The organism is Rhodococcus sp. ARP2 (genome assembly GCF_001029585.1).
Classification (GTDB): domain Bacteria; phylum Actinomycetota; class Actinomycetes; order Mycobacteriales; family Mycobacteriaceae; genus Rhodococcus_F; species Rhodococcus_F erythropolis.
Genome location: NZ_LEKE01000049.1, coordinates 165,871 through 190,078, shown reverse-complemented (window position 1 = coordinate 190,078; position 24,208 = coordinate 165,871). Strand labels below are relative to the sequence as shown.

At 63.5% G+C, this 24,208-nt stretch carries 23 protein-coding genes; 13 read left to right on the top strand and 10 right to left on the bottom strand.

All coding sequences use genetic code 11. The features are described from left to right. The 3 genes from ABX74_RS12290 to ABX74_RS12280 all read left to right on the top strand — a co-directional run. Positions 1-586: TetR/AcrR family transcriptional regulator (locus tag ABX74_RS12290; RefSeq protein ID WP_047888915.1), on the top strand; the 586-nt coding region annotated here is incomplete at its 5' end. A 97-nt stretch (positions 587-683) separates the two neighbouring features. Then, on the top strand, positions 684-1,184 hold the full coding sequence (locus tag ABX74_RS12285) for a nuclear transport factor 2 family protein (protein WP_020970307.1): 501 nt from the start codon (positions 684-686) through the stop codon (positions 1,182-1,184). A 25-nt stretch (positions 1,185-1,209) separates the two neighbouring features. Then, positions 1,210-1,884: a pyridoxal 5'-phosphate synthase gene (locus tag ABX74_RS12280; RefSeq protein WP_021345110.1), complete on the top strand. Its 675-nt coding sequence runs from the start codon at positions 1,210-1,212 to the stop codon at positions 1,882-1,884. Between the two features lie 15 nt (positions 1,885-1,899). On the opposite strand, the gene ABX74_RS30830 is transcribed toward ABX74_RS12280, so the two are convergent. Further along, positions 1,900-2,208 (bottom strand): hypothetical protein, encoded by a 309-nt coding sequence (locus ABX74_RS30830; protein ID WP_283301934.1) that lies wholly within the window; start codon positions 2,206-2,208, stop codon positions 1,900-1,902. Between the two features lie 55 nt (positions 2,209-2,263). On the opposite strand from ABX74_RS30830, the gene ABX74_RS30825 reads away from it, so the two are divergent. Continuing rightward, entirely contained in the window at positions 2,264-2,455 is a 192-nt protein-coding gene (locus tag ABX74_RS30825) for a hypothetical protein (RefSeq protein WP_306294056.1), read from the top strand. A gap of 92 nt (positions 2,456-2,547) precedes the next feature. On the opposite strand, the gene pnuC is transcribed toward ABX74_RS30825, so the two are convergent. Together pnuC and ABX74_RS12265 are read right to left on the bottom strand one after the other, a co-directional pair. Then, positions 2,548-3,198 (bottom strand): nicotinamide riboside transporter PnuC, encoded by a 651-nt coding sequence (pnuC, locus tag ABX74_RS12270; protein ID WP_019744670.1) that lies wholly within the window; start codon positions 3,196-3,198, stop codon positions 2,548-2,550. Beyond that, positions 3,198-4,802, bottom strand: coding sequence for a peptide chain release factor 3 (locus tag ABX74_RS12265; protein WP_135000451.1), 1,605 nt, complete (start codon positions 4,800-4,802; stop codon positions 3,198-3,200). Before ABX74_RS12265 ends, pnuC begins: the two co-directional genes overlap by 1 nt. Before the next feature lie 353 nt (positions 4,803-5,155). Here ABX74_RS12265 and ABX74_RS12260 point away from each other — a divergent pair, with 353 nt between their 5' ends. Beyond that, positions 5,156-6,790 carry a fatty acyl-AMP ligase gene (locus ABX74_RS12260; RefSeq protein WP_031331014.1) on the top strand — a complete coding sequence of 545 codons (1,635 nt, stop codon included), beginning with the start codon at positions 5,156-5,158 and terminating at the stop codon, positions 6,788-6,790. A 3-nt stretch (positions 6,791-6,793) separates the two neighbouring features. On the opposite strand, the gene pth is transcribed toward ABX74_RS12260, so the two are convergent. Together pth and ABX74_RS12250 are read right to left on the bottom strand one after the other, a co-directional pair. Next, a complete protein-coding gene (gene pth / locus ABX74_RS12255; protein WP_003946229.1) occupies positions 6,794-7,366 on the bottom strand; it encodes an aminoacyl-tRNA hydrolase in 573 nt (190 codons plus the stop codon). A 105-nt stretch (positions 7,367-7,471) separates the two neighbouring features. After that, on the bottom strand, positions 7,472-8,080 hold the full coding sequence (locus ABX74_RS12250) for a 50S ribosomal protein L25/general stress protein Ctc (RefSeq protein ID WP_020908579.1): 609 nt from the start codon (positions 8,078-8,080) through the stop codon (positions 7,472-7,474). Between the two features lie 290 nt (positions 8,081-8,370). Between ABX74_RS12250 and ABX74_RS12245 the strand changes: the two genes are divergently transcribed. Further along, positions 8,371-9,576: a GAF domain-containing protein gene (locus ABX74_RS12245; RefSeq protein WP_019744666.1), complete on the top strand. Its 1,206-nt coding sequence runs from the start codon at positions 8,371-8,373 to the stop codon at positions 9,574-9,576. Here ABX74_RS12245 and ABX74_RS12240 read toward each other — a convergent pair. Together ABX74_RS12240 and ABX74_RS12235 are read right to left on the bottom strand one after the other, a co-directional pair. Beyond that, positions 9,573-11,033, bottom strand: coding sequence for an FAD-dependent oxidoreductase (locus tag ABX74_RS12240; RefSeq protein ID WP_047888914.1), 1,461 nt, complete (start codon positions 11,031-11,033; stop codon positions 9,573-9,575). The genes ABX74_RS12245 and ABX74_RS12240 overlap by 4 nt on opposite strands. A gap of 82 nt (positions 11,034-11,115) precedes the next feature. Further along, positions 11,116-12,297: an aminotransferase class V-fold PLP-dependent enzyme gene (locus tag ABX74_RS12235; protein ID WP_047888913.1), complete on the bottom strand. Its 1,182-nt coding sequence runs from the start codon at positions 12,295-12,297 to the stop codon at positions 11,116-11,118. Between the two features lie 14 nt (positions 12,298-12,311). Here ABX74_RS12235 and ABX74_RS12230 point away from each other — a divergent pair, with 14 nt between their 5' ends. The 7 genes from ABX74_RS12230 (at position 12,312) to ABX74_RS12200 (ending at position 20,863) form a co-directional block, all read left to right on the top strand. Next, positions 12,312-13,586: an APC family permease gene (locus ABX74_RS12230; RefSeq protein ID WP_046378959.1), complete on the top strand. Its 1,275-nt coding sequence runs from the start codon at positions 12,312-12,314 to the stop codon at positions 13,584-13,586. Between the two features lie 78 nt (positions 13,587-13,664). Beyond that, the gene (egtA, locus tag ABX74_RS12225) at positions 13,665-14,888 is read left to right on the top strand and encodes an ergothioneine biosynthesis glutamate--cysteine ligase EgtA (protein WP_047888912.1); all 1,224 of its coding nucleotides are present in this window, start codon (positions 13,665-13,667) and stop codon (positions 14,886-14,888) included. Next, complete coding sequence (gene egtB / locus ABX74_RS12220) at positions 14,885-16,192, top strand: ergothioneine biosynthesis protein EgtB (protein ID WP_047888911.1); 1,308 nt, start codon at positions 14,885-14,887, stop codon at positions 16,190-16,192. Before egtA ends, egtB begins: the two co-directional genes overlap by 4 nt. 1 nt (position 16,193) lies before the next feature. Further along, entirely contained in the window at positions 16,194-16,940 is a 747-nt protein-coding gene (gene egtC / locus ABX74_RS12215) for an ergothioneine biosynthesis protein EgtC (RefSeq protein ID WP_047888910.1), read from the top strand. Continuing rightward, positions 16,937-17,908 carry an L-histidine N(alpha)-methyltransferase gene (gene egtD / locus ABX74_RS12210; RefSeq protein ID WP_020970297.1) on the top strand — a complete coding sequence of 324 codons (972 nt, stop codon included), beginning with the start codon at positions 16,937-16,939 and terminating at the stop codon, positions 17,906-17,908. Before egtC ends, egtD begins: the two co-directional genes overlap by 4 nt. Before the next feature lie 99 nt (positions 17,909-18,007). Next, positions 18,008-19,549 carry an HNH endonuclease signature motif containing protein gene (locus ABX74_RS12205; protein ID WP_053062024.1) on the top strand — a complete coding sequence of 514 codons (1,542 nt, stop codon included), beginning with the start codon at positions 18,008-18,010 and terminating at the stop codon, positions 19,547-19,549. A 108-nt stretch (positions 19,550-19,657) separates the two neighbouring features. After that, a complete protein-coding gene (locus tag ABX74_RS12200; protein ID WP_020908570.1) occupies positions 19,658-20,863 on the top strand; it encodes a PQQ-dependent sugar dehydrogenase in 1,206 nt (401 codons plus the stop codon). A gap of 3 nt (positions 20,864-20,866) precedes the next feature. On the opposite strand, the gene ABX74_RS12195 is transcribed toward ABX74_RS12200, so the two are convergent. From ABX74_RS12195 to ABX74_RS12185, 3 genes are all read right to left on the bottom strand, one after another. Continuing rightward, positions 20,867-21,754 carry a cyclase family protein gene (locus ABX74_RS12195; protein ID WP_047888909.1) on the bottom strand — a complete coding sequence of 296 codons (888 nt, stop codon included), beginning with the start codon at positions 21,752-21,754 and terminating at the stop codon, positions 20,867-20,869. Beyond that, positions 21,754-23,334, bottom strand: coding sequence for an SLC13 family permease (locus ABX74_RS12190; RefSeq protein WP_047888908.1), 1,581 nt, complete (start codon positions 23,332-23,334; stop codon positions 21,754-21,756). The genes ABX74_RS12195 and ABX74_RS12190 overlap by 1 nt, the downstream gene beginning before the upstream one ends. Positions 23,335-23,412: 78 nt before the next feature. After that, entirely contained in the window at positions 23,413-24,069 is a 657-nt protein-coding gene (locus tag ABX74_RS12185) for a hypothetical protein (protein WP_024487329.1), read from the bottom strand. Between the last annotated feature and the right edge of the window lie 139 nt (positions 24,070-24,208).

The following is a 24,208-nucleotide window of genomic DNA, read 5'->3' as shown; positions in this document are numbered from 1 at the left end:
CGAGGCCGCCCTGGCTGGTGATCTGAGTGAATTGACCATGCCGAGTGTGGCAAAACGTCTGGGCGTCAGCCATTCTGCACTTTATCGCTACTTCGCGGACCGTGAAGCGCTGCTGCGGGCTTGTGCGGATCACGTTGTGCGTCAGACTGTATGGCCGGACACGGATCGTCCGTGGCGTGAGTTTCTGACGGATTTGTGCGACGTTCTGTGGTCCTCGTTCGAGCGCTATCCAGGTCTAGCCCAGGTCGGTCTCGCAGTTCCGGGCACGCCACCGGCGATAATCGAGATCGTGGAGAAACTGGTCGGTTCGTTGACTGCGCAGGGTTTCACACCACATGACGCGGTCCTGGCCGTGGACTTCATCTCCGAGGTGACCATGACGCAGTTCGCAATGATGGCGGCGATGGACAAGACCGTGAGCTCCGCGGATTCGCGTTCTGCGCGCCAGGCGTATCAGGAGAGTTGGAATGCGTCGGAGTCGTTGGTCGAGGGGATCGGCGACGAATCGACGTGGCACGGGCGAGGTTGGTTGGACGAGAAGATCACGATCATGCTCGACGGCCTGGAAAAGCGTGTTATCGGCTGACATTTCTACTAGCTTTGAGAGTAATGCCCGTTTCGGCGTGATACAGGCTAATGTGCACACATAGGACGGGTGGTTGCTGCACCGGGAGGCGGGGATCATGGATCTCGAAGCGATTGTTCTCATCCAAAGACTCAAGTACCGATACGCACGCGCCTTGGACACCAAATCGTGGGTCGAATTCGCCGACACTCTGACCGTCGACGCCACCGCGATCTACGGAGAACAACTCAGTTTCGATTCCCGAGATTCGTTCGTCTCCTTCCTCGAGAACACCCTCGGATCACACGTCATCACTGAACATCAGTGCGGGCAACCCGAGATCGACGTCGACGGAGACACCGCAACCGGGATCTGGTGCCTCGCGGACACTGTGGTGATCCCCGAAGACGGCATGCTTCTTCGCGGATCGGCCTTCTATCACGACAGATACACCCGCTGCAGCGACGGTGAATGGCGAATCTCCCACACGAGCTACGAGCGGACCTGGGAATCGGTGGTGGCGCTCGCCGACATGCCGAGTTTCCGATTGACGTCCAACAAGTGGGCGCTGCTGCAGCAACCGTCGTTCGGCGACTCGGTAGTTCGCAACGTCTCCTGAGGCCGCCCGCGATTAGAGTCGGCTCATGGTTGATGCAGATTTTTCGCTGCCTGACGTACGGACGTGGATTCGCGGTATCCCCGCACTGACCGGAACTCCGCCGCCCGCGCCTGAACATTTTCCGGAAAAGCCGGGAGAGCTGTTCCTCGACTGGCTCCGTGCGGCCGTGGCCTTCGGCGTCGTCGAGCCACACGTATGTGCGCTCGCGACCGTCGACAGTGACGGTATGCCCGATTCCCGCTTCCTCATCCTCAAGGACGTGACCGAGGGTGGGTTCTGGTTTTCGGGTTCAGCTGCTTCGCCGAAAGGCATTGAGCTGAAAGAAAATCCGCGAGCATCGCTCGCCTTCTACTGGCGTGAGACGGGCCAGCAGGTCCGGATTCGCGGGTTGGTTCGCGAGGGCGACGACGCACTTCGAAGCCGAGACTTCGTCGAACGCTCCGTCACTGCGAGAGCGGTGGCGACCGCAAGTAAGCAGAGCGAGGTGCTCGAAGACTTAGGGGCGTACGACACATCGGTGGCCGCTGCGGAAGCAAGAATCAGTGACGACCCGGGGTTCGTGTCGAAGGACTGGCGTGCGTGGTGCCTCGAGCCGGAGTCTGTCGAGTTCTGGCAGGCAGACTCCGGGCGTCGGCATCAGCGATGGTTGTACCGGCGCGGCTCGGACCGAGCATGGACACGAGCAGTGCTGTGGCCCTGAACAGCTGGGTCGAGCTCAGCTGGCGCTGATCTCCGGCGATACGAGGTTGACGACGATCGACTGTCCACCGAGCTTGGCGTGGATTTCGGGATGTTCGAACCCCGAGGACAACAGGTAGCTGCCGAGCATCGTGAGCAACTCGTCCAGATCCATCGTGGGATCGGAGGAATGCGTGCTCGAGGGTGAGGCCTGATTCGCGATGAGTTCGGTGTGGGTGAGTCGACCGGCCACTCGAACGGCGGCTACACCCATCGCGTCGCGCCGTACGACGGTGCGACTCCGAGTCTCGAGTGTCCTCGATGATTCGCGTGTTGAAGCTGGCACTGAAAGGTCCTCTCCGCTGCTGTGTGCGGCCGTGGTTCGGGTAGGAAGCGGAAACGTGAATGCATCCGATTGCTTGGGTGCGGTCGACAGAAAATCCGCTGTGGCGGTGGCACTGCTGGAACCGTTGCTCGTGGAAAGGTTGCTCGCAGAACCGTTACCCGTGGGAAGGTTGCTCGCAGAACCATTACTCGCGGAACTACTGGCTCTCGATCCGTTGCCGGAACCGTTGGGGCCCGTTATTCCGTGAGAATTCTTGTCTTCCATTGTTCGCTCCTGATGCCCGTAAACAGACCGCTGGTTTGCTTAATCGACGCAAACATACCAGGAGTCTGTTTACTGTTACACCCCTTGTGGAGTTCGGCGTTGAATGCGCAGCCACATCGCGAAGCCCCACAGAACGAAGAATGCATAGACCAGATAGAGGATCGCCGACGGGTAGTACCCGGCCCGGAATAGAAGGGGAACGCCGACAGCGTCGACGCCGATCCAGATGAGCCAGAACTCGGTCCAGCCGCGTGCCATCCCGTACGTCGCGAGGATCGAGCCGGTGAAGATCCAGGCCTCCGCCCACGCTCCGTACGAGCCGAGAAGGTCGAAGATCCAGGCGAAAGCGATTGTGCCGCTTGCCATGACGGCGATCATGGCGACTCGCTCGCGAGTTGTCGCCCAGTGGGGCAAGACTGCGCGACCGGAGTCACGTGCCCCACGTCGCCACTGGGTCCACCCGTAGACGCTGACGGTGATGAACAACAACTGACGGCCGGCCTGGCCGTAGAGATTGAGCTCTTGCGGCGTGTGGAAAAGTGCGCCCATGAAGACCGTGAACAACAAGGCATTTCCGGCTATACCGACAGGCCACGCCCATACCGAGCGTCGCGCGCCCGCGATCGCGGAGCCTATTCCGAACGCGTTTCCGATGATCTCTCGCCAGAGAATCGTGGCGCTGCCGATGTGCAGTTCAGCGTCGAACAGCGCCTCGATCAGGCTCATCAGTCCGCAGCAGCGACGAGGGGTTCGAGCGTCAGATCCGGGAGTTCCTTCTGGATGTACTGCAGGCGCCACTTGTCACTGACAAGGGCGAGCAGGACACCGTCGGATCGGGTGAAGACCTCCACACCGCGCTGACGGTTCAGTTCGACCTCGGACGCGGCGTCGGTACGGCGGGCCAATGCGTAGCCGAGTGGTTCCATCTTGGCCTCGACGTTGAACTCGGCCTTCATGCGCGCTGCGACGACCTCGAACTGCATCGGGCCGACAGCAGCCATGACGGGGGAGGCGTCGCCGCGGATGTCGTTGCGGAGAATCTGGACGACGCCCTCGGAATCGAGTTGATCGACTGCACGGCGGAACTGCTTGTACTTGCCGGCGCTTTCGGCGCGCAGGATCGAGAAGTGTTCCGGCGCGAACGACGGGATCGGCGGGAACTCCACCTTCTTCTCGGTGTACAGCGTGTGGCCGGGTGCGAGTGCGGTGGCGTTGACGAGGCCGACGACGTCGCCGGGGAACGCGGATTCGACGGTGGAACGTTCACGGCCGAATACCGTCTGCGCGTACTTGGTCGTGAAGGGCTTGCCGGTTTGAGCGTGTGTGACAACCATGCCGCGCTCGAACACGCCGGAGACGATGCGCATGAACGCCAGACGGTCACGGTGCGCGGTGTCCATACCGGCCTGCACCTTGAAGACGACTGCACTGAACGGATCGGTGACCTCGCGCGGCTTGCCGCTGAGGTCTTCGCGGCCCCGCGGCGGCGGCGCCAATTCGACGAGAGTGTCGAGGATCTGGCGGACACCGAAGTTGAGCATCGCGGACGCGAAGATCACCGGGGACGTCTGACCGGCGAGGAACATCTCCTGATCGTGGTCCTGGCCGGTAGCGGAGAGCAGTTCACTCTCCTCGGCCGCGGTCTCCCACTCGGAGCCTTCCTTGGCGAGCGCCGCGTCGGCGTCCATGACCTCTTCGGGGGCGATCTTCGCGCCGCCTGCGGTACGGGTGAAGCGGACGTACTCGCGAGCCTCACCGTCTTCGCCGCGCCGCAACAGTCCTCGGAAGTCGCCGGCGATGCCGACGGGCCAGTACAGGGGAGTGGGCGTGAGGCCGATGCGTTCGCTGATCTCGTCGAGCAGTTCGAGAGGAGTCTGGCCGGGACGGTCCCACTTGTTGATGACCGTGATGACCGGAATGCCGCGGTGACGGCACACCTGGAACAACTTGAGGGTCTGCGGTTCGAGGCCCTTGGCAGCGTCGATGAGCATGACGGCTGCGTCGACGGCGGTCAGGACGCGGTACGTGTCCTCGGAGAAGTCGGAGTGACCGGGGGTGTCGACGAGGTTGATGACGTTGATCTGCTCGTCCGGGGTCTCGGACGAGTGGTAGTTGAACTGCAGTGCGGTGGAACTGACGGAAATGCCGCGGGCCTTCTCCATCTCCATCCAGTCCGAGACCGTCGACTTGCGGCCGGCCTTGCCGTGGACGGCACCTGCCTCGGAGATCTTCTTCGCGTGCAGTGCCAGCGCTTCGGTGAGTGTCGACTTACCGGCGTCAGGATGCGAGATGACGGCGAAGGTGCGGCGACGCTCCGCCTCGGCGGACAAGCCCTTGGTCGTCGTCGTGACCGCGACCGACCCGCTCTCGGTTGAATCGGGGCCTTCGGTGTCGGACTGGACAGTCGAGTCGGAAGGGACGGTCGAGTCGGACGGGGTAGTCAACGAAGAACCTCTCGAAGTGGGCGTCGGTGCCGGCGACGTGCCGGTGCGCGGACAGGTGGAGAGTGCGGCAGCACAACAGAGAAAGGATACTCGCAGACCACGAGGCAGTAGCCACTGCGGCGTAACACTCGGCGAACGATCGCTGATTATCAATGTATGTGTGTGTTCGAACACACAGCCATTTGTGTCCTGCGAAGAGTTGCACTGAATCGAAGAGTGACACTGACCGAGGAGTTGCGTTGAGCAAGTTCACCGAAGAGATGTACGCGACCGCCGCAGTCACCGACCGCGGCCTGGTGACGGGAGAGCCCGACAACGCTTTCCGTCAGACCTGGGGCGACATCCACCAGGAAGCTCGGCGCATGGCCGGTGGCCTGGCCGAGGTCGGCATCGATCGCGGCGTCGCGATCGGCATTCTCGCCGGACAGCCCGTCGACATCGCGCCTGCCTGCCAGGCGACGTGGATGCGCGGTGCGTCGGTGACGATGCTGCATCAGCCGACCCCCCGAACGGATCTGGGCGTCTGGGCTCAGGACACCGAGACGGTGATCGACATGATCTCCGCAAAAGCCGTCATTCTGGGTGCACCATTCGACGCGGCCAAGCCGCTCCTAGAAGAGCGAGGCATCACCGTCGTGACGGTGGACGAGCTTCGTAGCGGAACGTCGATCGATCCCGTGGAGACGGCCGAATCGGATATCGCACTCCAACAGTTGACGTCAGGTTCCACCGGTTCGCCCAAGGCCGTGCAGATCACGCACGAGAACTTCTACACAAATGCGTACGCGATGATCAACCGCATCAAGTTCTCCATCGAGGACGACGTGATGGTGAGCTGGCTTCCGCTCTTCCACGACATGGGCATGGTCGGCTTCCTCACGGTTCCGATGCAGGTGGGCGCCGAGGTCATCAGCATCACGCCGATGGATTTCCTGCGCACCCCGGTGCTGTGGGCGGAACTCATGGGCAAGTACGGCGGAACTGTCACCGCCGCACCGAACTTCGCGTATTCACTCTTGGCTCGTCGACTCGCACAGGCAGAAGACGGGGCAGTCGACCTCTCCAGCGTCCGATACATGTGGAACGGCGCCGAACCGGTGGATCCCGACACGATGGATGCCCTCGCCGAGGCCGGTGCGCGTTTCGGTTTGAACCCGACCGCGCTCGCTCCCGTGTACGGAATGGCGGAAACCACGCTCGCCGTGTCGATTCCGGATCCCGATCAAGGTCAGGTCCTCGACTACGTCGATCCCGACTTCCTCGAGTCGATGTCTCGGGCGGTGCCGTCCAATCGCCCCAACGCTCGTGCCCTCGCCACACTCGGAAAGATGGTGCCTGACCTCGAGGGACGCATCGTCGACCGCGACGGCCAGGTGCTTCCGGCCCGCGGCGTCGGAATCATCGAGGTTCGCGGCAAGGCAGTGACCCCCGGTTACGTCACGGTGGAAGGTCACAAGCCGGCGCAGGACTCCGACGGTTGGCTCGATACCGGTGACGTCGGGTACTTCACCGAAGAAGGACTGGTCGTGGTGTGCGGGCGAGTCAAGGACGTCATCATCATGGGCGGCCGGAACGTGTACCCCACAGACATCGAACGGGCAGCCGGAAGCGTTGCCGGTGTGCGCCCGGGAAATGCCGTCGCAATCCGTCTCGATGCCGGCCAGAAGCGTGAGAGCTTTGCGGTCGCCGTCGAGACCAACGCTTTCGAAGATCCGGAAGAGGTCAAGCGCATCGAGCGCGAAGTGGTCCACGCCGTGGTTGCCGACGTCGGTGTCCGGCCTCGCGCCGTTGCGGTTCTGGGCCCCGGCAGTATTCCGAAGACGTCGTCGGGAAAGCTCCGCCGCGCCAATTCGGCTGCCCTGCTGGGTAACTGACTGTCAGTGCAAGCGGTTCTGTGCGGCTTCGAGCCCGAGTTCGAGCAGTAGCTCGACTGCATCCGCAGCTTCTTCGCACACGAGATCGAGTTCTTTTCGCTCCGTGGACGAGAACGGTTTGAGAACGTAGTCCGCCGGGTCCATGCGGCCCGGCGGGCGACCGATCCCGACGCGTGTGCGCAGGTAGTCCTTGGTGGTCAACGAACTCGAAATGGACCGCAGACCGTTGTGTCCGCCTTCGCCGCCGCCGAGTTTGAGTCTGATGGTCCCGAAATCGAGATCCAGTTCGTCGTGGACGACGATGATGTTCGCGGCATCGACCGAGAAGAATCGCGCGAGACCGGCGACCGCGCCACCCGAGAGATTCATGTACGAGCGTGGTTTTCCGAGAATCACGCGTCGGCCGGCGAGGCGACCTTCGACGATTTCGGCGCCACTCTTCTTGTGTACGTTGAACTTTCCGCCCATGCGCCCGGCAAGGGTGCCGGCGACCATGAAGCCGACGTTGTGCCGGGTCTTCTCGTACTGCGGGCCGGGATTACCCAGGCCGATGACGAGGGCGGTATCTGTGCTCAACGGACGCTACTTTCTGGCTTGTTTTTCCTGCTACGCACGAACGGCGCGTCACTCCGAATCGGAATGACGCGCCGCGCGCAGTGAGTTCTGTTGGAACCGAGAGGATCAGGCCTCTTCTGCAGCCTCGTCGGCGGCGGGAGCTTCTGCGCCCTCTTCGAGGTCAGCCTCGGTCGGTGCAGCAACGACGTTGACGATCAGGGTGTCGGCGTCAGCCTGCAGGACGGAGCCGGCGGGCAGTTCGAGCTGGCTTGCCAGGATCTGGGTGCCGATTTCGAGGCCCTCGACCGAGACCTCGATCTGCTCGGGGATGTGGAGGGCGTCTGCCTCGATGGAGATGGTCGATGCATCCTGCGCGACCATGGTGCCTGCAGCAGCGTCACCGACGACTACGACGTGAACGTCGATGGTGACCTTCTCGCCCTTCTTGATGACGAGGAGGTCAGCGTGCTCGATGTAGCTGCGGATGGGGTGCACGACGACCGACTTGGTCAGTGCAACCTGCTCCGTGCCCTCGATGTCGAGGGTGAGGATGGCGTTGGTGCCCTGTGCGCGGAGGATGCGAGCGAAGTCGCGAGCCGGCACGTTGAGGTGGCGGGGATCTTCGCCGTGGCCGTACAGAACCGTGGGGACCTGGCCGTCGCGACGTGCGCGGCGAGCTGCGCCCTTGCCGAATTCGGTGCGGACGACGGCGACGAGGTTGTTTTCTTCAGACATGATGAAACGGCTCCTACAACTCACGGGGTTCGTGCTCGGTTTACTGACGTGTGGTTTTGCCTGCGGCAAGGCGGACAGGCGCGCACACGGCCAGGAGCGAAACGCTCGAGCTGAGCCGTAGCCGCGTCGATCACGGTAAACCTGCAACGTGTGGAACTGCTGCGATTCACCCTCGCCGAGACAACTTTGGATACGTTACCGGAGTTTGCTCCCCGCCGCTAATCGCAGGTGGTGGGGACCTGGCCGTGTGGACGTGGTTCGCGTCACATCGAAAGCGGTAGCCTGACGGAGTGACCACCGTGGGGAGCGCTCCCGAAGGCAGTCGGCTCGGTGCCGTCGTGCCGGGTACCGACCTGTCGCAGCATGCGCGCCTTCTGAGCCGGGTGCACGACGCAGTTCTCTCGGGGCAGGAACCACCGGCGCAGCCGCGGACCGTCGTGGCGCGGTCGTGGTCGCGGGTGGCCGCGGGTGGGCTCGCGCCCGATCATTGCGGCGCGTCCGCTGTCGCCGATTTCTCCGAGCTGGAGTCGAGGCGTTCGCGTACCGCGCTGCGCAGCGTTCTGCCCGAGCTGAGAACCACGCTCACCGAGGTCGCCGAGGACGCGGGCTTCATCGTGGTCGTTGCCGACGCCGACGGTGTCCTGCTCTGGCGCGAAGGGGCGAAGACCGTCAAACGTGCGGCGGACGCACTCGGGTTCGCCGAAGGCGCGCGCTGGTCGGAGCAGTCGGTGGGTACCAACGCGATCGGTACCGCGCTGATCGAAGATTCTGCGGTGCAACTCTTCTCGGCCGAGCACTATGCGCCGACGCATCACAATTGGTCATGTACCGGCTCGCCTGTGCACGACCCCCGGACAGGCGAGATCCTGGGTGTGGTGGACATCAGCGGGTCCGCAGCCTCGGTGCATCCCACCACTGTCGCGCTGGTTCGCACCGCGGTTCGCCTCGCGGAGGCGACGCTGTGGCGCGAGCATGCAGCTCAGCTCGATCGCCTGCGCTCGCGGGCGGCGCCATTGTTCGCGGCGGGCACGGGTCCGGCATTGGTGGTCGACGAGTTCGGCTGGGTGGCCGGCGCCAGCGGGATTGCCGCGCCTGACCGGGTGGCGGCACCCAGTGCGGGAAAGCCCGTCATCGTGCCAGGTCTCGGGATGTGTCTGCCTGAGCCGCTCGGTGACGGCTGGCTGTTGCGCACCGGCGTCGGCGGGCCGGTGATCGAGCTCGAGCTGTCCCTCGGTGCATCGCCGCAGGTGACGGTGCGTGGTGATGCAAACTGGACGCGCGCGCTTTCGCCGCGTCACGCTCAGATCTTGCGTGCGCTGGCAGCTGTGGGATCGGCTGGCGTGGATGCCGCAGGCCTGAGCGAAGTGCTCTTCGGTGATCGCGAGCATGTGGTGGCAGTGCGCGCCGAGGTGTCCAGATTGAGGAAACACCTCGGCGCGGTTCTGCAGACTCAGCCGTACCGCTTTGCCGACGGCGTGCGGGTTGTGGTGACCTAGCGCGCTGCGCTGATTCCGGCACGACGTCCGAAGAAGCTGCCGTCGCCGAGACTGGTTCCGCTGGCGTAACCACCTGCGCAGACACCGGACGTGCAGCGCCCCGCTGCGAACAGTCCGGGGATCGGCGCACCCGAGACGTGCAGAACCTCGGAATCGACGGTTGTCTTCAATCCTCCCAGCGTGAATCCGCCTGTGCGGCCACGTAGATCGATTGCCGCGAACGGGCCGACGATCGGCTTGACCCACTCGGACTTCTTGCCGAGCACCGGGTCGGACCCTTCAGCTGCGTGACGGTTGTAGAGGTCGACGGTCGATTGCAGCGATCCGGCGGGAAGCCCCATCTCGGCTTCGAGTTCCTCGACGGTTTCCGCCACCCAGGTCGGCTGCGCCCGCAACTGCGCACTGGACGATTCGGCATTCATGCCTTCCTCGTACGCAGCTTCGTCGATCACGAGGAATGCCTGGTTGTCCTGCTGGAACAGTGTTGCCTGTCCGATGCGGCCCGGGTAGGTGTCTTCGGGGATGTATCGCTGACCACGGCCGTTGACAAGAATGCCGCGCACCATCAACTGTGGGTCGCAGAAGAACGCGACCTCGGTGGCGTCCATGTGTGCGGTGTCGGCGCCCAGGGCCTGACCGATCTGGATTGCGCGGCCGTCGTGCGCTTCGATCGAGGCCGCCGGGTGGCCGAAAATACGCGGTGCGTTCGAGCGCACCATCTCGTTGTTGTACGCGAAACTGCCCATCGCAAGCACGACGCCTTTGCGGGCACGAATCGCGACGTCCTTGCCGTAGCGCTTGGCGACAACTCCCACGACCCGATCGCCGTCGACCACCAAAGTCTGGACACGCAGATCGTATTCTGCACGGACGCCGAGCTTTTCGGCCGTCTCGACGAGTGGCTTCATCAGCATGTAGCCGCCGCCCTGCTCGCCGGTCTTCTTCTCGCTCATCTGCGGGACGTGTCCGCGGGGCGCGGGATCGACGAGCGCGCTGAACGGTGCGGCGTTTTCGCCGCCCGAGTACATGAGGCCGTCGTCGTACGGCGGTTCCCAGCCGGGCTGACCCCAGAACGATTCCTTGAACGGGACGCCGGCGTCGACGAGCCAGTTGTAGTGATCGACGCTGCCCTCGCAGTACGCGTCGATCTTCGTGTCGTCGGTTCCGGGGCCGAGCGCTGCCTTCATGAACGTCTTCATGTTCTCGACCGAGTCCTCGAACCCGCACGCCTTCTGCAACGGCGTTCCACCGCCCAGGTAGATGAATCCACCAGCCAGTGACGCGGCTCCGCCCCAACCGCCCGTCCGCTCCAGGACGAGCACCTCGGCGCCCGCACGCGCTGCTTCGATCGCAGCGGTGACGCCGGCGATGCCGTATCCCGCGACGACGACGTCGGCCTCGTAGTCCCAGGTGGTGATGTCTGCAGCGGAGATCGGTCTGACGGTCGGGTCGGCCATGCGAAGCGTCCTTTCGGAAGACGAAACTACTGATCGCCACACAGTTGCAGTTTCGACTTCCGCGGATCAGGTGTGGTCCCGGTCAACGGGAGGTTTGTAATCTTCTGACCGCGCTAAGGAATGCGTCCAGGTCCGCTTCGTCGACGAAGTAGTGCGGCGATGCGCGAACCACGGCGTCGAGCCCGCGTGCATCCATGTCGAGGAGCGTGGACCCGCGACCGCTGACGGTGACGGTGATGTTCTGTGCTGCAAGCTGATCCCGCACGAGGTGCTCGGAAATACCTTCGACGGTGAAGGAAACGATGCCGCTCAGCTGGGTCCCTCGATCGTGGACGTCGACTCCGGGAATCGATGCCAGCCCTTGCCGCAGCGCGACTGCTCTGGATTCGATCTGTGCCCACACCGTGTCGGTGCCGATCGAGAGCAGATAATCGGCGGCGACGCCAAGACCCAGGCGCGCAGCGACACTCGTCTCCCAGAGTTCGAATCGTGTTGCGTCCGGTGCAGGGACGAAGCTGTTCTCGCTCGTCCATTCCGCTCCGTGCAGATCCATCGCAGCAGGTTCGAGCGCGTCGACGAGTCCGGGGCGGACGTACAGGAATCCGGTTCCGCGTGGCCCGCGGAGCCACTTGCGGCCGGTGGCGCTGAGGGCGTCGATGCCGAGTTCGGTGACGTCGATGGGCAACTGGCCGAAGGACTGGCACGCGTCGAGCAGAACGAGAGAGCCATGGGCTCTGGCCAATTCGACGACCTCGCAAACGGGGTTGATCAGGCCGCCGTTGGTGGGGACGTGGACGACGGAGACGAGGCGAACCCGATCGTCGAGCATGTTCTCGAGTGCGTCGAGGTCGATGCGTCCGTACTGATCGCTCGGGATGATCTCGACGTGGGCGCCGGTCGAACGCGCCCGCCCCAGGGCGGCGATGGCGTTGCTCGCGTATTCGACTCCGCTGATGAGGATTCGATCACCAGGTCCGAGCGAAACCGAGGCGAAGAAGTCGTTCCACGCGCGGGTCGCGCTGTCCGTCAACGCGATATCGGTTGCCTGAGCGCCGATGACCCGGGCCAGCGAATGCGGAACAGCAGCCAGGGCGCCGCTCTGACGAGCAGCTGCGACGTATCCGCCGACGTCGGCTTCACGTCGCAGGTGCTCGATCATCGTGGTCAGCACCGGCTCGGGCGGGAGCGAGGATCCCGCGCTGTCGAGGAACACCTTGTCGAGGCATCCGGGAGTGTCGCGGCGGATCGTGTCGAGATCGAACATGGCACCTTCCGTTCATGTCGGTGTGGTTCAAACTACCTGTGAACGAAGCTGTCCCGATGGAGCGAAGGCTGGGCACGGTCGATGCCGTGGTGATCGGCCTCGGCGCGATGATCGGCGCCGGAGTCTTCGTGGTGTTCGCGCCCGCTGCCGCAGTAGCCGGTACCGGCTTGCTTGTGGGCCTGGCGATTGCAGCGTTCATCGCATTCTGCAACGCGACGTCGTCGGCGCAGCTTGCGGCCAGATACCCCACGTCAGGTGGGACCTACGTCTACGGACGTGAGCAGCTCGGACCCTGGTGGGGGTTTGCCGCAGGCTGGTCGTTCGTGATCGGGAAGACCGCGAGTTGCGCGGCAATGGCCCTGACTTTCGCGACGTATGTTGCGCCTACCGCCTGGCGTGTTCCCGTCGCGGTATTGGTGGTGGCGGCGCTGGTTGCAGTCAACTACCGCGGAGTGACGCGGACGGCGCACATGGCCAGGGTGATCGTCGCTGTGTCGGCGACAGCACTGTGCGTAGCGCTGCTGGTTGCCGTCGTCGGTCCTGGTGCAGTGCGCGAGCTCCCGGATCTCGCGTTCGGGTCGTGGTACGGAGTCCTGCAATCGGCGGGGCTGCTGTTCTTCGCCTTCGCCGGCTACGCCAGGATCGCGACGCTGGGGGAGGAAGTGCGCGATCCGCGCCGCACGATTCCGCGGGCGATCCTGATTGCTCTCACCGTCGCCGTCATCCTCTATGCACTGGTAGCAGTGGTGCTGTTGGTGACGTTGGGACCTGATCGGCTGGCGAACTCGGCACGGCCCTTGGCCGATGCAGTGGGCGCGACCGGGTGGAACTGGGCAGTTCCCGTAGTGGTGATCGGTGCCGCTGCGGCGTCGGCGGGGGCGCTGCTGGCTCTGATCGCGGGGGTGAGCCGTACGGCGATGGCGATGGCACGCGAGCGTGATCTGCCGGTTGCCCTGTCAGCCGTCCACCCACGGTTCGAGGTACCTCACCATGCGGAACTTGTGGTCGGTGCTGTCGTGATCGTTTTGGTGTCGACAACCGATCTTCGTGGGGTGATCGGCTTTTCGTCGTTCGGAGTGCTGCTCTACTACCTCGTCGCGAACGTGAGTGCGTACAGCCAGCGCGGGGTGGACCGGATGTATCCGAAGTGGCTGCAAGCGGTCGGCGCGGCTGGTTGTGTCGTTCTGGTGGTCACACTTCCGTGGATTGCGGTTGTTTTCGGGGTAGGTGTTGTTCTGGCCGGTTGTGGGTACCGGTGGATACGACTGAAGAAATTCAACGACACGTAACACCACAAAGGGTGCATCTCGGACGTTGGCGTTCTATCGTCGGTAGCGACCGCGAAGACCGCCCGAAGGGGAAGTCGAATGGTGACAACAGCGTTGACAGCAGCACAGACCACGCAGGTGGATTCGCGTCCTGCGGCCGAGGCCTACGTCGGTGGTGTGTGCTTCAAACAGGGGCCACCCCGCTTGGTAGGAGCTGAGCTCGAGTGGCTGACCAGCCACGTTCCCGGTGGAGAGAGACCGTCAGCCGCGACTCTGGCAAGGGCACTCGGGCGACATGCACCCACCAGTATCGACCCGGATTCACCGGCGGCACCGCTTCCGCGTGGCAGCCTCGTCACCGTAGAACCTGGCGGACAAATAGAACTCTCCTCAGCGCCGCGCACGTCCGCTCGCGAACTGTGTGACTGCCTCGACGACGACCGTCGTACTCTCGAAACACTCCTCGCGCCGTACTCCATCGAAATCAGTTCGGCGGCGGCCGACGTCGCCCGCCCACCTTCCCGGATTCTCCGGCTGCCGCGTTATTGCGCAATGGAATCCCGCTTCGCCGGGATAGGACCGTACGGCACCTTGATGATGTGCAATACCGCGGCAGTACAGATCAGTGTCGATGCCGGCGGCAGCCCGGAGTCCATCGCCCAGCGTTGGCGGCTCCTCGGGGACATGGGCCCGGCTCTCATCGCAGCGTTTGCGTGTTCTCCACGCTTGCAAGGGGTTCCGAAGGGAGATTGGGCGTCCCAACGCATGCGGACGTGGCTCGAACTCGATTCATGGCGAACTGTCGCAGTCCCGGAAGTGCAGGACTATGCCGGCTGGGCGCTCGATGTTCCGCTGATGTGTGTGCGAAACGAGGGTGACGATTGGACGGCTCCGCGGGGTGCCACTTTCGGAGACTGGATAGACGGCGCTGTGGATGCCGAGATCGGACGCCGACCCGTCTGGGCAGACTTGGACTATCACCTGTCCACGCTGTTCCCGCCGGTTCGCGCCGTCGGGCATCTGGAGGTTCGCTACATCGATGCGCAGCCGGGAGATCTGTGGCGAGTACCGGTAGCAGCGATCGACGCGTTGCTGTCCGGGCCTGCCGTGATGAGGGAGGCCAGTGATGCTGCAGCATCTACGGCCGGGCGGTGGCGAGACGCGGCGGAGTACGGATTGGACGATGTCGAACTGCGTTCGGCTGCAACCTCTCTGATGTCGCTCGCCGCGTCGTACGCGCCGGAGCCGCAGTTCGTTCGTCTTCTCGATGCCGCAGCCGAACGGTGTTGTCGCGCAATCGTGCCCGGTGAGAGCGACACATGACGGGGGAGATCACCAAGGAAGCGGTCGAGGCCGTACTTCTGCGAGCGCGTGAGCGGTCGACGCTGCTCACCGACTGCGTCGACGATACCGAATTGATCGCTCAGCATTCCCCGTTGATGAGTCCACTCGTGTGGGACCTGGCGCACATCGGTAATCAAGAGGAACTCTGGTTGGTGCGTGATGTCGGTGGCCGCGATCCGGTGCGTAGCGACATAGACGAGCTGTACGACGCTTTCAAGCATTCGAGATCGTCGAGACCCACACTTCCCCTGCTCAACCCGGCCGAGGCGCGCGAATACGTACGTACGGTCCGTGGGAAGGTCTGGGATGTGCTCGAAGCCAGCACGTTCGGTCGTACAGAACTCGACGTGGACGGTTTTGCCTTCGGGATGATCGCGCAGCACGAGCAGCAACACGCCGAGACCATGCTCGCGACCCACCAATTGCGTTCGGGGCCCACGGCACTCGTTGCGACTCCCGCTCCGCAAGCGGCCCGCATGCCGGAACTCGACGAGGTCACCATCGCGGCCGGCCCCTTCGTCATGGGGACCGACGACGAACCGTGGGCACTCGACAACGAGCGCACTGCGCATCAGGTCTATCTCACCGACTTCGCGATCGACAGATTCCCGGTCACCAACGGGCAGTTCGTCGAATTCATCGAGGACGGCGGGTATTCCCGACCGGAACTGTGGTCTCGCGACGGTTGGCGGCATCGCGTCGACGCGAAACTTCGTGCACCCCTGTTCTGGGAACACGACAATTCGGGTTGGTGGCACGAGACTTTCGGCGTCGAGGCTCCGGTTCCGCCGGACAAGCCGGTAGTGCATGTGAGCTACTACGAGGCTGAGGCCTACGCCAACTGGGCAGGCAAACGGCTTCCCACCGAGGCCGAATGGGAAAAGGCCGCGCGCTGGGATCCGGAATCCGGAAGATCACGACGGTTCCCGTGGGGGGACGTCTCCGCAGACGAGAATCTCGCCAATCTCGGTCAACGCCATCTCGGTCCCGCCGGCGTCGGCTCGTACCCAGCAGGGGCGTCAGCAGCGGGTGTCGAGCAGTTGATCGGCGACGTATGGGAGTGGACGTCTTCGGGTTTCCATCCGTATCCGGGTTTCCGGGCTTTCCCGTATCGGGAGTACTCGGAGGTATTCTTCGGCGGCGACTACAAGGTGTTGCGAGGGGGATCGTTCGGGACCGACAGTGTTGCCTGTCGTGGGACGTTCCGTAACTGGGACCATCCGATCAGGCGCCAGATCTTCTCGGGTTTTCGTTGCGCCAGAACGATTTCGGGTAGACCCTGACATGTGTCGGCACCTCGGGTATCTCGGGCCGCCACGTTCGGTTCGTGAACTCATCCACGACGGCGAGAACTCACTGATGCGACAGTCGTGGGCACCTCGCGAGATGCGTGGCGGCGGGACCATCAATGCCGACGGATTCGGTGCGGTGTGGTGGAACGGTGGAAGACAGGGACGGTACCGCAGTATCTCGCCGATCTGGTCGGACCCGACCGTCGACGAGACGTTGTCCCACATCGGTTCCGGAGCCGTCCTCGCCGCCGTGCGTTCCGCGACGGAGGGGATGGCCGTCGAGATCGGTGCCTGCGCACCGTTCGTCGACGGAACCTACGCTTTCAGTCACAACGGAGCGGTATCCGGTTGGCCTGGATCACTTGCCGACTTGGCGGCAGAAGTTCCGGCCGTCGAACTGCTGAAGATGCCCGCCCCGACGGATGCTGCCTTGTTGTGGACAGTGCTTCGGCATCGGTTGAAGTCGAAGCCCGCGGAGGTCGCCGTGACGAGCCTCGTTCACGATGTGGCTGCGGCGGCGCCGGATTCACGATTGAACCTCCTGTTCGGCGACGGGCAGGAACTGTGGGCCACGGCGTGGGGCCACACGTTGTACACGCGGGTCGACGAGTCGCGGGCCCTGATCGTTTCCGAACCGTTCGATCGATCCCCGGACTGGGAGCAGGTGCCGGACCGGCAAATCGTCTGCGCGCGTCCCGGCCATGTGATCATCACCCCGATCCCGATGGGAGAGAAATGAAAACCCCTACGCTCGAGGTTTATCTGACACCGGCCGAATCGGTCGACGCACTGCGAGCCGAGGCCAGGGAGGGGCTCAGCGCAACGCCGAAGTGGCTCTCGCCCAAATGGTTCTACGACGCGCGTGGAAGTGAACTGTTCGAGGAGATCACGGCCTTACCCGAGTATTACCCCACCCGTACCGAACGCGGCCTTCTCGCTCGGTACGCCGACGAGATCGCGGCGTTGACCGAACCCGAGATCCTGATCGAACTGGGTTCGGGTTCCTCGGAGAAGACGCGGTTGCTCCTCGACGCGATGACGGCTCGCGGAACTCTGCGAACGTATGTACCGCAGGATGTTTCGGTGACGGCCCTCGAAGGCGCGGCGCAGCAAGTCGGTGCCGAGTTTCCCGGAATCGACGTGCTCGGAGTGGTCAGCGACTTCACCGGTTCGCTGCATCATCTGCCCGGTGGTGGACGGCGCGCGGTCGCTTTTCTCGGCGGAACTCTCGGTAATCTCGTTCCCGCAGAACGAGCCGAGTTCCTCTCGGGGATCGCAGCGGTGCTCGCTCCGGGGGAGAACCTGATCCTGGGTGTGGGATTGGTGATCGATCCGGCTGTTCTCGTGCCCGCCTACGACGACGCTGCCGGCGTGACTGCGCAGTTCAACCTAAACGTTCTCGCGGTCCTGAACAAGCAACTGGGAGCGAACTTTCCCTTGGAAGACTTCCGTCACGTCGCGCTCTGGGATGCCGAGAACCAGTGGATCGAAATGCGGTTGGAAGCACTTCGTGAACTCTCGGTGCATATCGACGACCTGGATCTGGAGATCACTTTCGCGGCGGGCGAGCAGCTGCGCACCGAGATTTCGGCGAAGTTCACCGAGGACGGGATTGCCGCGGAGCTCGCATCCGCGGGCTTCGGGGTGCGGAAGGTGTGGACGGATCAGGATCAGCGCTTCGCGCTGTTGTGCGCGCAGCGGGCGTGAAGCGAGCGCATGTCAGAGGATGCTGTCTCCTCCTAGGGGATCGGTGAATACCCCGGGAGTCCGCAAAACTTGTCGGTGGGCGCCCGTAGAATCGCTCATATGTTCGAATCGAAGACTTCAGCGGGCGCGCTGTTTCGGCAGCATGCGGAAATCGCGCGCGCCCACTTCCTCGAGATCGACGCGGTCACTGCGCTGTACTTGGACCGTTGTGAGGAGGATGCCGCGGTTGGAGTCAATGAGGCTTTTCGGGGTCAATTCGCGCACGTGGAGATCGCGTCGATACTGAGCATTACGGAGTACGCCGCGCAGAAAATGATTGCACTGGGATGTGACCTGCGCTGGCGGCTTCCGCGGGTAGCGGCCGCTTTTGCTTGCGGTGACATCGATCTGGCCAAAGCGACGGCATTGTCCGAAGCTCTCGCCAACGTTTCCGAGCACGCGCTCGATGACATCGAGCGACTCCTCGTGGACGGTGCCTGTCGTGCAACCGGTAACAAGTTGAAGGCGCGCGCACGAGGTCTCATTGCTCGGCACGACCCTGATGGGGTGCGTGCCAGGCGAGTTCGTGCGGAGGCGGATCGGGACGTTCGGACGTGCGCGTCGCACGACGGTATGTCGACTCTGGACGGAATGCTTCCAGCGGTCGGCGCTCAGACTTTGGCGACCAGACTCCGTGCGATGTCGATGCAGGTCTGTGGTTCCGATCCGAGAACTTTCGGGCAACGGCGTGCCGATGCACTGATCGCATTGGCGGAAGGAAAGACGTCGTTGGATTGTCAGTGCGACGGCGATTGCACCCGTAGGGATGATGCGAAGACCTCCGCGCTCCCGATTGCGACAATTCTTGTGGGTGTCAACGCTTCCACCCTGCTCGGATTCGACGACCTGCCAGGCTATTTGCAGGGGTACGGCCACATCGATGCCGACCTTGCGTGCGCGATCGCCGCGGACGCCACGTGGCAGAGAGTCCTCACCCTTGCACCGTCCGAGGTGCAACATTGTTCGACTGCGGGTGCAGTCGGACCGGTGCTCGGCGTGGGTCGGTCGATGCGCTCACCGGAGATATTGCCCGCTGCGGCAAGGGGTAATCGCTCGAGAAGGAACAGTGGTTCGCGGCGCGGTGAATCCACGTACCAGCCGTCCGCCGCGTTGGCGACGATTGTAAGGACGCGAGACGGTACGTGCCGCTTTCCGAATTGTGTTGTGCGTTCTGATAGTTGCGATATCGATCACACGGTGCCGTTCGATCACGGCAACCCCGCTCAGGGAGGGCCTACTGCAGAACGGAACTTGGCCTGTCTGTGTCGAAAACATCACCGACTGAAGACGTTTGGCAGGTGGACAGTGAAGCAAATCGGAGGTGGTCTTCTGGAGTGGAAAGATCCCTCAGGACGACGAACGGTTACCGCGCCCGTAGGCCCATTCTGTGACCCCGAACTGAGAGTGCCCGACGCGGCGAGACTGCATTTGACGGACGACGATGCGCTGGAACGACGTTTCGGACTTCGGGACAGGGGAGTGGAAGCGGATCTCGAATACCTCCTGGACTGGAGTGTGCCCGGCTGGCGGAAGGCACGAACTGCATCAAGACGCAACGAGTCCCCACTGGCGAACGCCTTGCCGGAGTTTGCCGACTTCTGAAGGGGTTTCGTTTCTCCTGTGGCCTGCGGGTATAGCGAGAGGGCCCGAAAAATGGTGTTTGTCTGTTTATAGTGAGGCGCAGAACGGTTTCCGACCCGAGGAGAACGCGTGCGTCATCCGAAGCTCGCCGCATTGACCGTGGCCCTGACTGCAGTACTGGTGATGCCGGTAACGCAGAGCGTGGCTCAACCCTTCCCCTTCGACCCCGGCAGTTTCGGCAACGGAAGCACTGGATCGCTGGGCGGTGACGACCCGGACATCCCCATCGAGAACACCCTCCCGCAGCTGTCGGTCACCACACTCGTCGACGGACTCGATCACCCCTGGGACGTCGTGGCAGCCCCGGACGGCGCGATCCTGACGGGACAACGGTCCGGCGGATTCTTCGTTCGCCGAGGCGACAACACGACAGGTCCAGTCTCTGCTGACCTTTCGGATCTCTACGCTCAGTCCGAAACCGGGCTCATGGGCATCGCGCTTGCCCGTGACTTCGCTCAGTCGCGCACCCTCTACACCTGCCAGGGATTCAGCGCTGGGGGAGTCACGGACGTTCGAGTGATCTCGTGGACCGTCGACGCCGGATGGACCGCCCTCACTCGAACCGGAACCGTATTGCCAGGAATCCCGGTCTCGTCCGGGCGTCACGGGGGTTGCCGAATTCTTGCGGCCCAGGACGGAACGCTGTTCGTCGGGACGGGTGACACCGCGACGCCGAGCGTTCCGCAGGATCCGAATTCGCTGGGCGGCAAGGTCTTGCACATCAACGCCGACGGATCTCCAGCAGCGGGGAATCCGAATGCAGGCAGCCCCGTCTACACGCTCGGTCACCGCAACGTCCAAGGCTTGGCCGTGCAACCTGGAACCGGCCGGGTCTACTCGGTTGAACAGGGCACAAGCGTCGACGACGAAGTCAACCTGCTTACCCCCGGCGGAAATTACGGCTACCGCCCGGATCGGCTTCCCGGAACGTACGACGAATCCGTGCCGATGACCGATCCCGTGCGAGTGCCGGGAGCAATTGCGGCAGTGTGGCGTTCGGGTAGCTCCACGTTGGCTACCGCCAGCGCTGCCTTCACGGGCGGAGCCGCGTGGGGCGCCTGGGACGGTGCACTCGTGATGGGTGGTCTCAAGAGCAAGGAACTGATTTTCCTCCGCCTCAGTGCCGACGGACGCTCGGTCGACGCGCAGACCTTCGGATTGGTGAACCAGTTCGGGCGCTTGCGCTCGGTGACTCCGACGCCGGACGGCTCGCTCCTGGTGACCACCGACAACGGAGCAGGCGACAAGGTGCTGCGGGTGACGCCCACGCCCTGATCTTCAATACCAGGCGATGACCCGGCACGGACCACCCGAACCACCCGCATGCGTCGGCGCTCCCACCATCACCGTGGCGCCGACGGCCGGAAGTGCGGACAGGTTCGCGAGGGCTTCGACTGCGTACTTTCCTGAGCCCAAAGCGCTTCGGTGAGCCCCGTGGGTGGTGCTTCGGCCCGCGTCGATGCTGAGGGTGTCCGAACCCACGGCCACTATGTCGCGCTCGCGGACGAGGAAGTCGATCGCTTCGGGGGCGAATCCCGGAGTGTGTTGCACGCCGTGTACATCTCGATTCGTGAAGGCTCCGCCGGCACCGGCCCGGGTATCCCAGCCCGAGTTCATCGCCACCAGACTGCGAGGAGAGATCGTCCCGTGGGCGGCTTCCCAATCGAGGATGTTCTGGCGGGTGAGCAACGCGTCAGGGTCGACGGCGGCTCGGGCGCTGATATCGACGACCGCAATCGGTACGACGAGGTCGGCGACCGGAATCTTCTCGACGGTGATTCCGTCCGCACTGGCGTGCGCGGGCGCGTCGATGTGCGTACCGGTGTGTTCCTCGAGGCGGAGTTCGTTGAGGTAGAAGTTTCCGCCGAAACCAGCGGACCCGAGCGAGCCCATGGACCCGCCGGCGTCGGCGATCTTCGCCAGGTTCCTCATCTCGAACGAGCGCGCGCCCGGCCACACCGGGAAATCCGGCGTCAGTACATGGGTCAGATCGACGATGGTCCGACCCGATGGCGCTGCCGACGCAGTGGGCTGCACCGCGCCGGCCACGACGGTCGCACCGAGCGCAGTAGTGCCGAGCGCCGCGAACATCGATCGTCGGCTGACTTTCCTGCCCTCTCGTCCGATCGATTCGTAGACCTCCGACAACACCTTCGGTGAGCACATCAGAAACTCCAGATCACTGGGATCAACACCGTCGCAACTACCAGGAACCACAACAACATCGGGAGTCCGAGCTTCCAGTAGTCGCCGAACTTGTATCCGCCAGGTCCCATCACCATCATGTTCGCGGGAGTGGCGACGGGTGTTAGGAAGGAGGCTGCGGCAGCGACAGTCACCGTCATCAGAAGGGGCAGCACCGAGATATCGAGTTCGCCGGCGACCGAGATGGCGATCGGCGTGATGATCAGCGCGGTCGCGGTGTTGCTGATCAGCTGACCCAGCGTCGCCGTCACGACGAAGAGTCCGGCGACGACGACATACGGGCTTGCACCACCGACGACGTCGACGAAGGCATGAGCGAGTTTCTCGGCTGCGCCGGTCTGCTGGATCGCGGTCGAGAGCGGGATCATTCCGCCGACGAGAATCAACGTGGTCCACGAGATGGACCGATGCGCTTGCTCCACGCTGATCACTCGTAACAAAACCATTGCACACGCCGCGAGGAGTCCGGCTATCGCCGACGGTACCAATCCGAAGGTCAACATCACGACCATCGCCGCGACGACGACGAGGGCGATGACCGCACGAGTTCCCAACGGCGCTGCCTGCTTACGGATCTGACCAGGTGCGTCGACCACGAGGACGTTCGGATCGACCGCGGTGTGCGTGTCGAGATCGTCCCAGCTGCCTTGCAGGAGGAGCGTGTCACCTGCCGCCAACTTGACGCCCTTCGGGCCGCAGTCCTCACCGGCACGCTGGACCGCGAGGATCACCAGATCGCCACTGTCGGTCACCATGCCGGGAAAAGCCCTGTCGCCGATCATTTCCGAGCGCGGCGGGATTATCACTTCGACCACACCGTCGTGCTTGGTGATCAAGGGCTCTGCGGACGGCGCATCCCTGCCCATCAACTGATACTGCTTCGCGAGGGTCTTGGCGTGCCGACTCAGGTCAGGCGACATCGACGTCCCCGCACGATGGGGGAGGACGTGAGGACCGAGAAGTACGGCGATCGCGATCGTTCCCAATACGAGCGGCGCACCGACCAAGGTGAAACTGAAGAACCCGAAAGCACCGGCCCCGGATTCCTCGGCGGCTTCGGAAACGATGATGTTGACCGGTGTTCCGGTCAAGGTGAGCATCGAACCGGCATGGGCGGCAAATGCCAACGGCAGAAGCAGTTGTGACGTCGACTTACCGAGACGCACTGCCAAGACGACCACCATCGGCACCAACGCGGCTACGGCTCCGTTGACGCTGATCAATGCGGTCAACGCGGCAACCAGCAACATGATCGCACTCAAGAGACGGACTCGGGATTCACCGACTTTTGCCAGCAATTTCTCGCCCGCCCACGTGGTGACACCGGTGGCGTCGAGGGCTTCGCTGACGACGAAGAGCGCGGCGATGAACACCACCGTGGGATCGCCGAATCCGGCAAGCGCCTGCTCCATCGTGATGACACCGGTGGCGTAGAGCGCCAGGGCAGTGCCGATCGCGATGATGCCGACCGGGATTCGGCCGATCACGAACAGCGCCACGACCAGTGCAAGCACGACAAAGGTGATGGTGATGTCATTCACGATTCGTAAAGGTACCTGCTCATACAGAACGGCCCCGTCTCGCAAGGGAGACGGGGCCGTGGGACGGACGCGAAGGAATTAGTTGGAGGCGGCGATGCGAGCCTTCTCGAGAGCGGCCAGCGTGCGAAGAACCGTGGCCTTCTGCTTGTTGAGATCGCTCAGTCGCGCGCGCGCCGGCAACCCTTGTGCGAGTTCGGCGACCTTGATCTGCTCGTCGATCGAACCGAGCTGATCGAGAAGCCCTAGGACGCGAGCCTGGAGCGTGTCGATGTCCACGGTGTCCGTCTTGACCGGAGCGGCAACGCGCGTCGCTGTGCCCGTGCTGGCGGGGCGGGAAGCCCGTGCGGGTGACGTGTCGGCGACAACCGTTGCGGCACGGGGTCGAATTGCCTTGCGAACGGCGGCCGCATCGGGAAGGACGTCCATGCGGATCTCGTTCAGAACTCGGCGAGCCTCGCGAGCGTTGACGCGGTACTCGCGTTCTTCGTCGTCGTCGGACTGCAGCGTGCCGCCGAGCGGGCGCAGACCGTACATACCGAGGAAGCGCTTCGCGTCGTCGATGATGCCTTCGTTTTCACGACATTTTCCACAGCGGGGTTCGTTGCGGAACATGTCCACGGAGTTGTCGTCTCCGCACCAGACACAAGATCCTGGGCGCCACCGCCGGATCGTCGGAACTGATGAATTCAGGGAATGAGATTCGGGCCGGGATTCCAGGGTTTGCGCGTCGATCACGACGAGCCACACTAGGCGAAGATTGCGGCGCGGTGAACACCGCCCCAACATCGACCTGGGTTTCTGGTCGTGGGCGTGATCAAGATCATGCTGAATGCCGTATTCGGTGGTATTCGTGTGTCCCGCAGGTGGTTTCATG

Excerpts from the sequence above, each read along its gene's own strand:
- ABX74_RS12280 (WP_021345110.1), top strand. The coding sequence starts at position 1,210 with ATGGTTGATGCAGATTTTTCGCTGCCTGACGTACGGACGTGGATTCGC.
- egtC (WP_047888910.1), top strand. The coding sequence starts at position 16,194 with ATGTGTCGGCACCTCGGGTATCTCGGGCCGCCACGTTCGGTTCGTGAA.
- egtA (WP_047888912.1), top strand. The coding sequence starts at position 13,665 with ATGGTGACAACAGCGTTGACAGCAGCACAGACCACGCAGGTGGATTCG.
- ABX74_RS12240 (WP_047888914.1), bottom strand. The coding sequence starts at position 11,033 with ATGGCCGACCCGACCGTCAGACCGATCTCCGCTGCAGACATCACCACC.
- ABX74_RS12230 (WP_046378959.1), top strand. The coding sequence starts at position 12,312 with ATGTCGGTGTGGTTCAAACTACCTGTGAACGAAGCTGTCCCGATGGAG.
- ABX74_RS12285 (WP_020970307.1), top strand. The coding sequence starts at position 684 with ATGGATCTCGAAGCGATTGTTCTCATCCAAAGACTCAAGTACCGATAC.
- ABX74_RS12205 (WP_053062024.1), top strand. The coding sequence starts at position 18,008 with ATGTTCGAATCGAAGACTTCAGCGGGCGCGCTGTTTCGGCAGCATGCG.
- ABX74_RS12235 (WP_047888913.1), bottom strand. The coding sequence starts at position 12,297 with ATGTTCGATCTCGACACGATCCGCCGCGACACTCCCGGATGCCTCGAC.
- egtB (WP_047888911.1), top strand. The coding sequence starts at position 14,885 with ATGACGGGGGAGATCACCAAGGAAGCGGTCGAGGCCGTACTTCTGCGA.
- ABX74_RS12195 (WP_047888909.1), bottom strand. The coding sequence starts at position 21,754 with ATGTGCTCACCGAAGGTGTTGTCGGAGGTCTACGAATCGATCGGACGA.
- egtD (WP_020970297.1), top strand. The coding sequence starts at position 16,937 with ATGAAAACCCCTACGCTCGAGGTTTATCTGACACCGGCCGAATCGGTC.
- pnuC (WP_019744670.1), bottom strand. The coding sequence starts at position 3,198 with ATGAGCCTGATCGAGGCGCTGTTCGACGCTGAACTGCACATCGGCAGC.
- ABX74_RS12250 (WP_020908579.1), bottom strand. The coding sequence starts at position 8,080 with ATGTCTGAAGAAAACAACCTCGTCGCCGTCGTCCGCACCGAATTCGGC.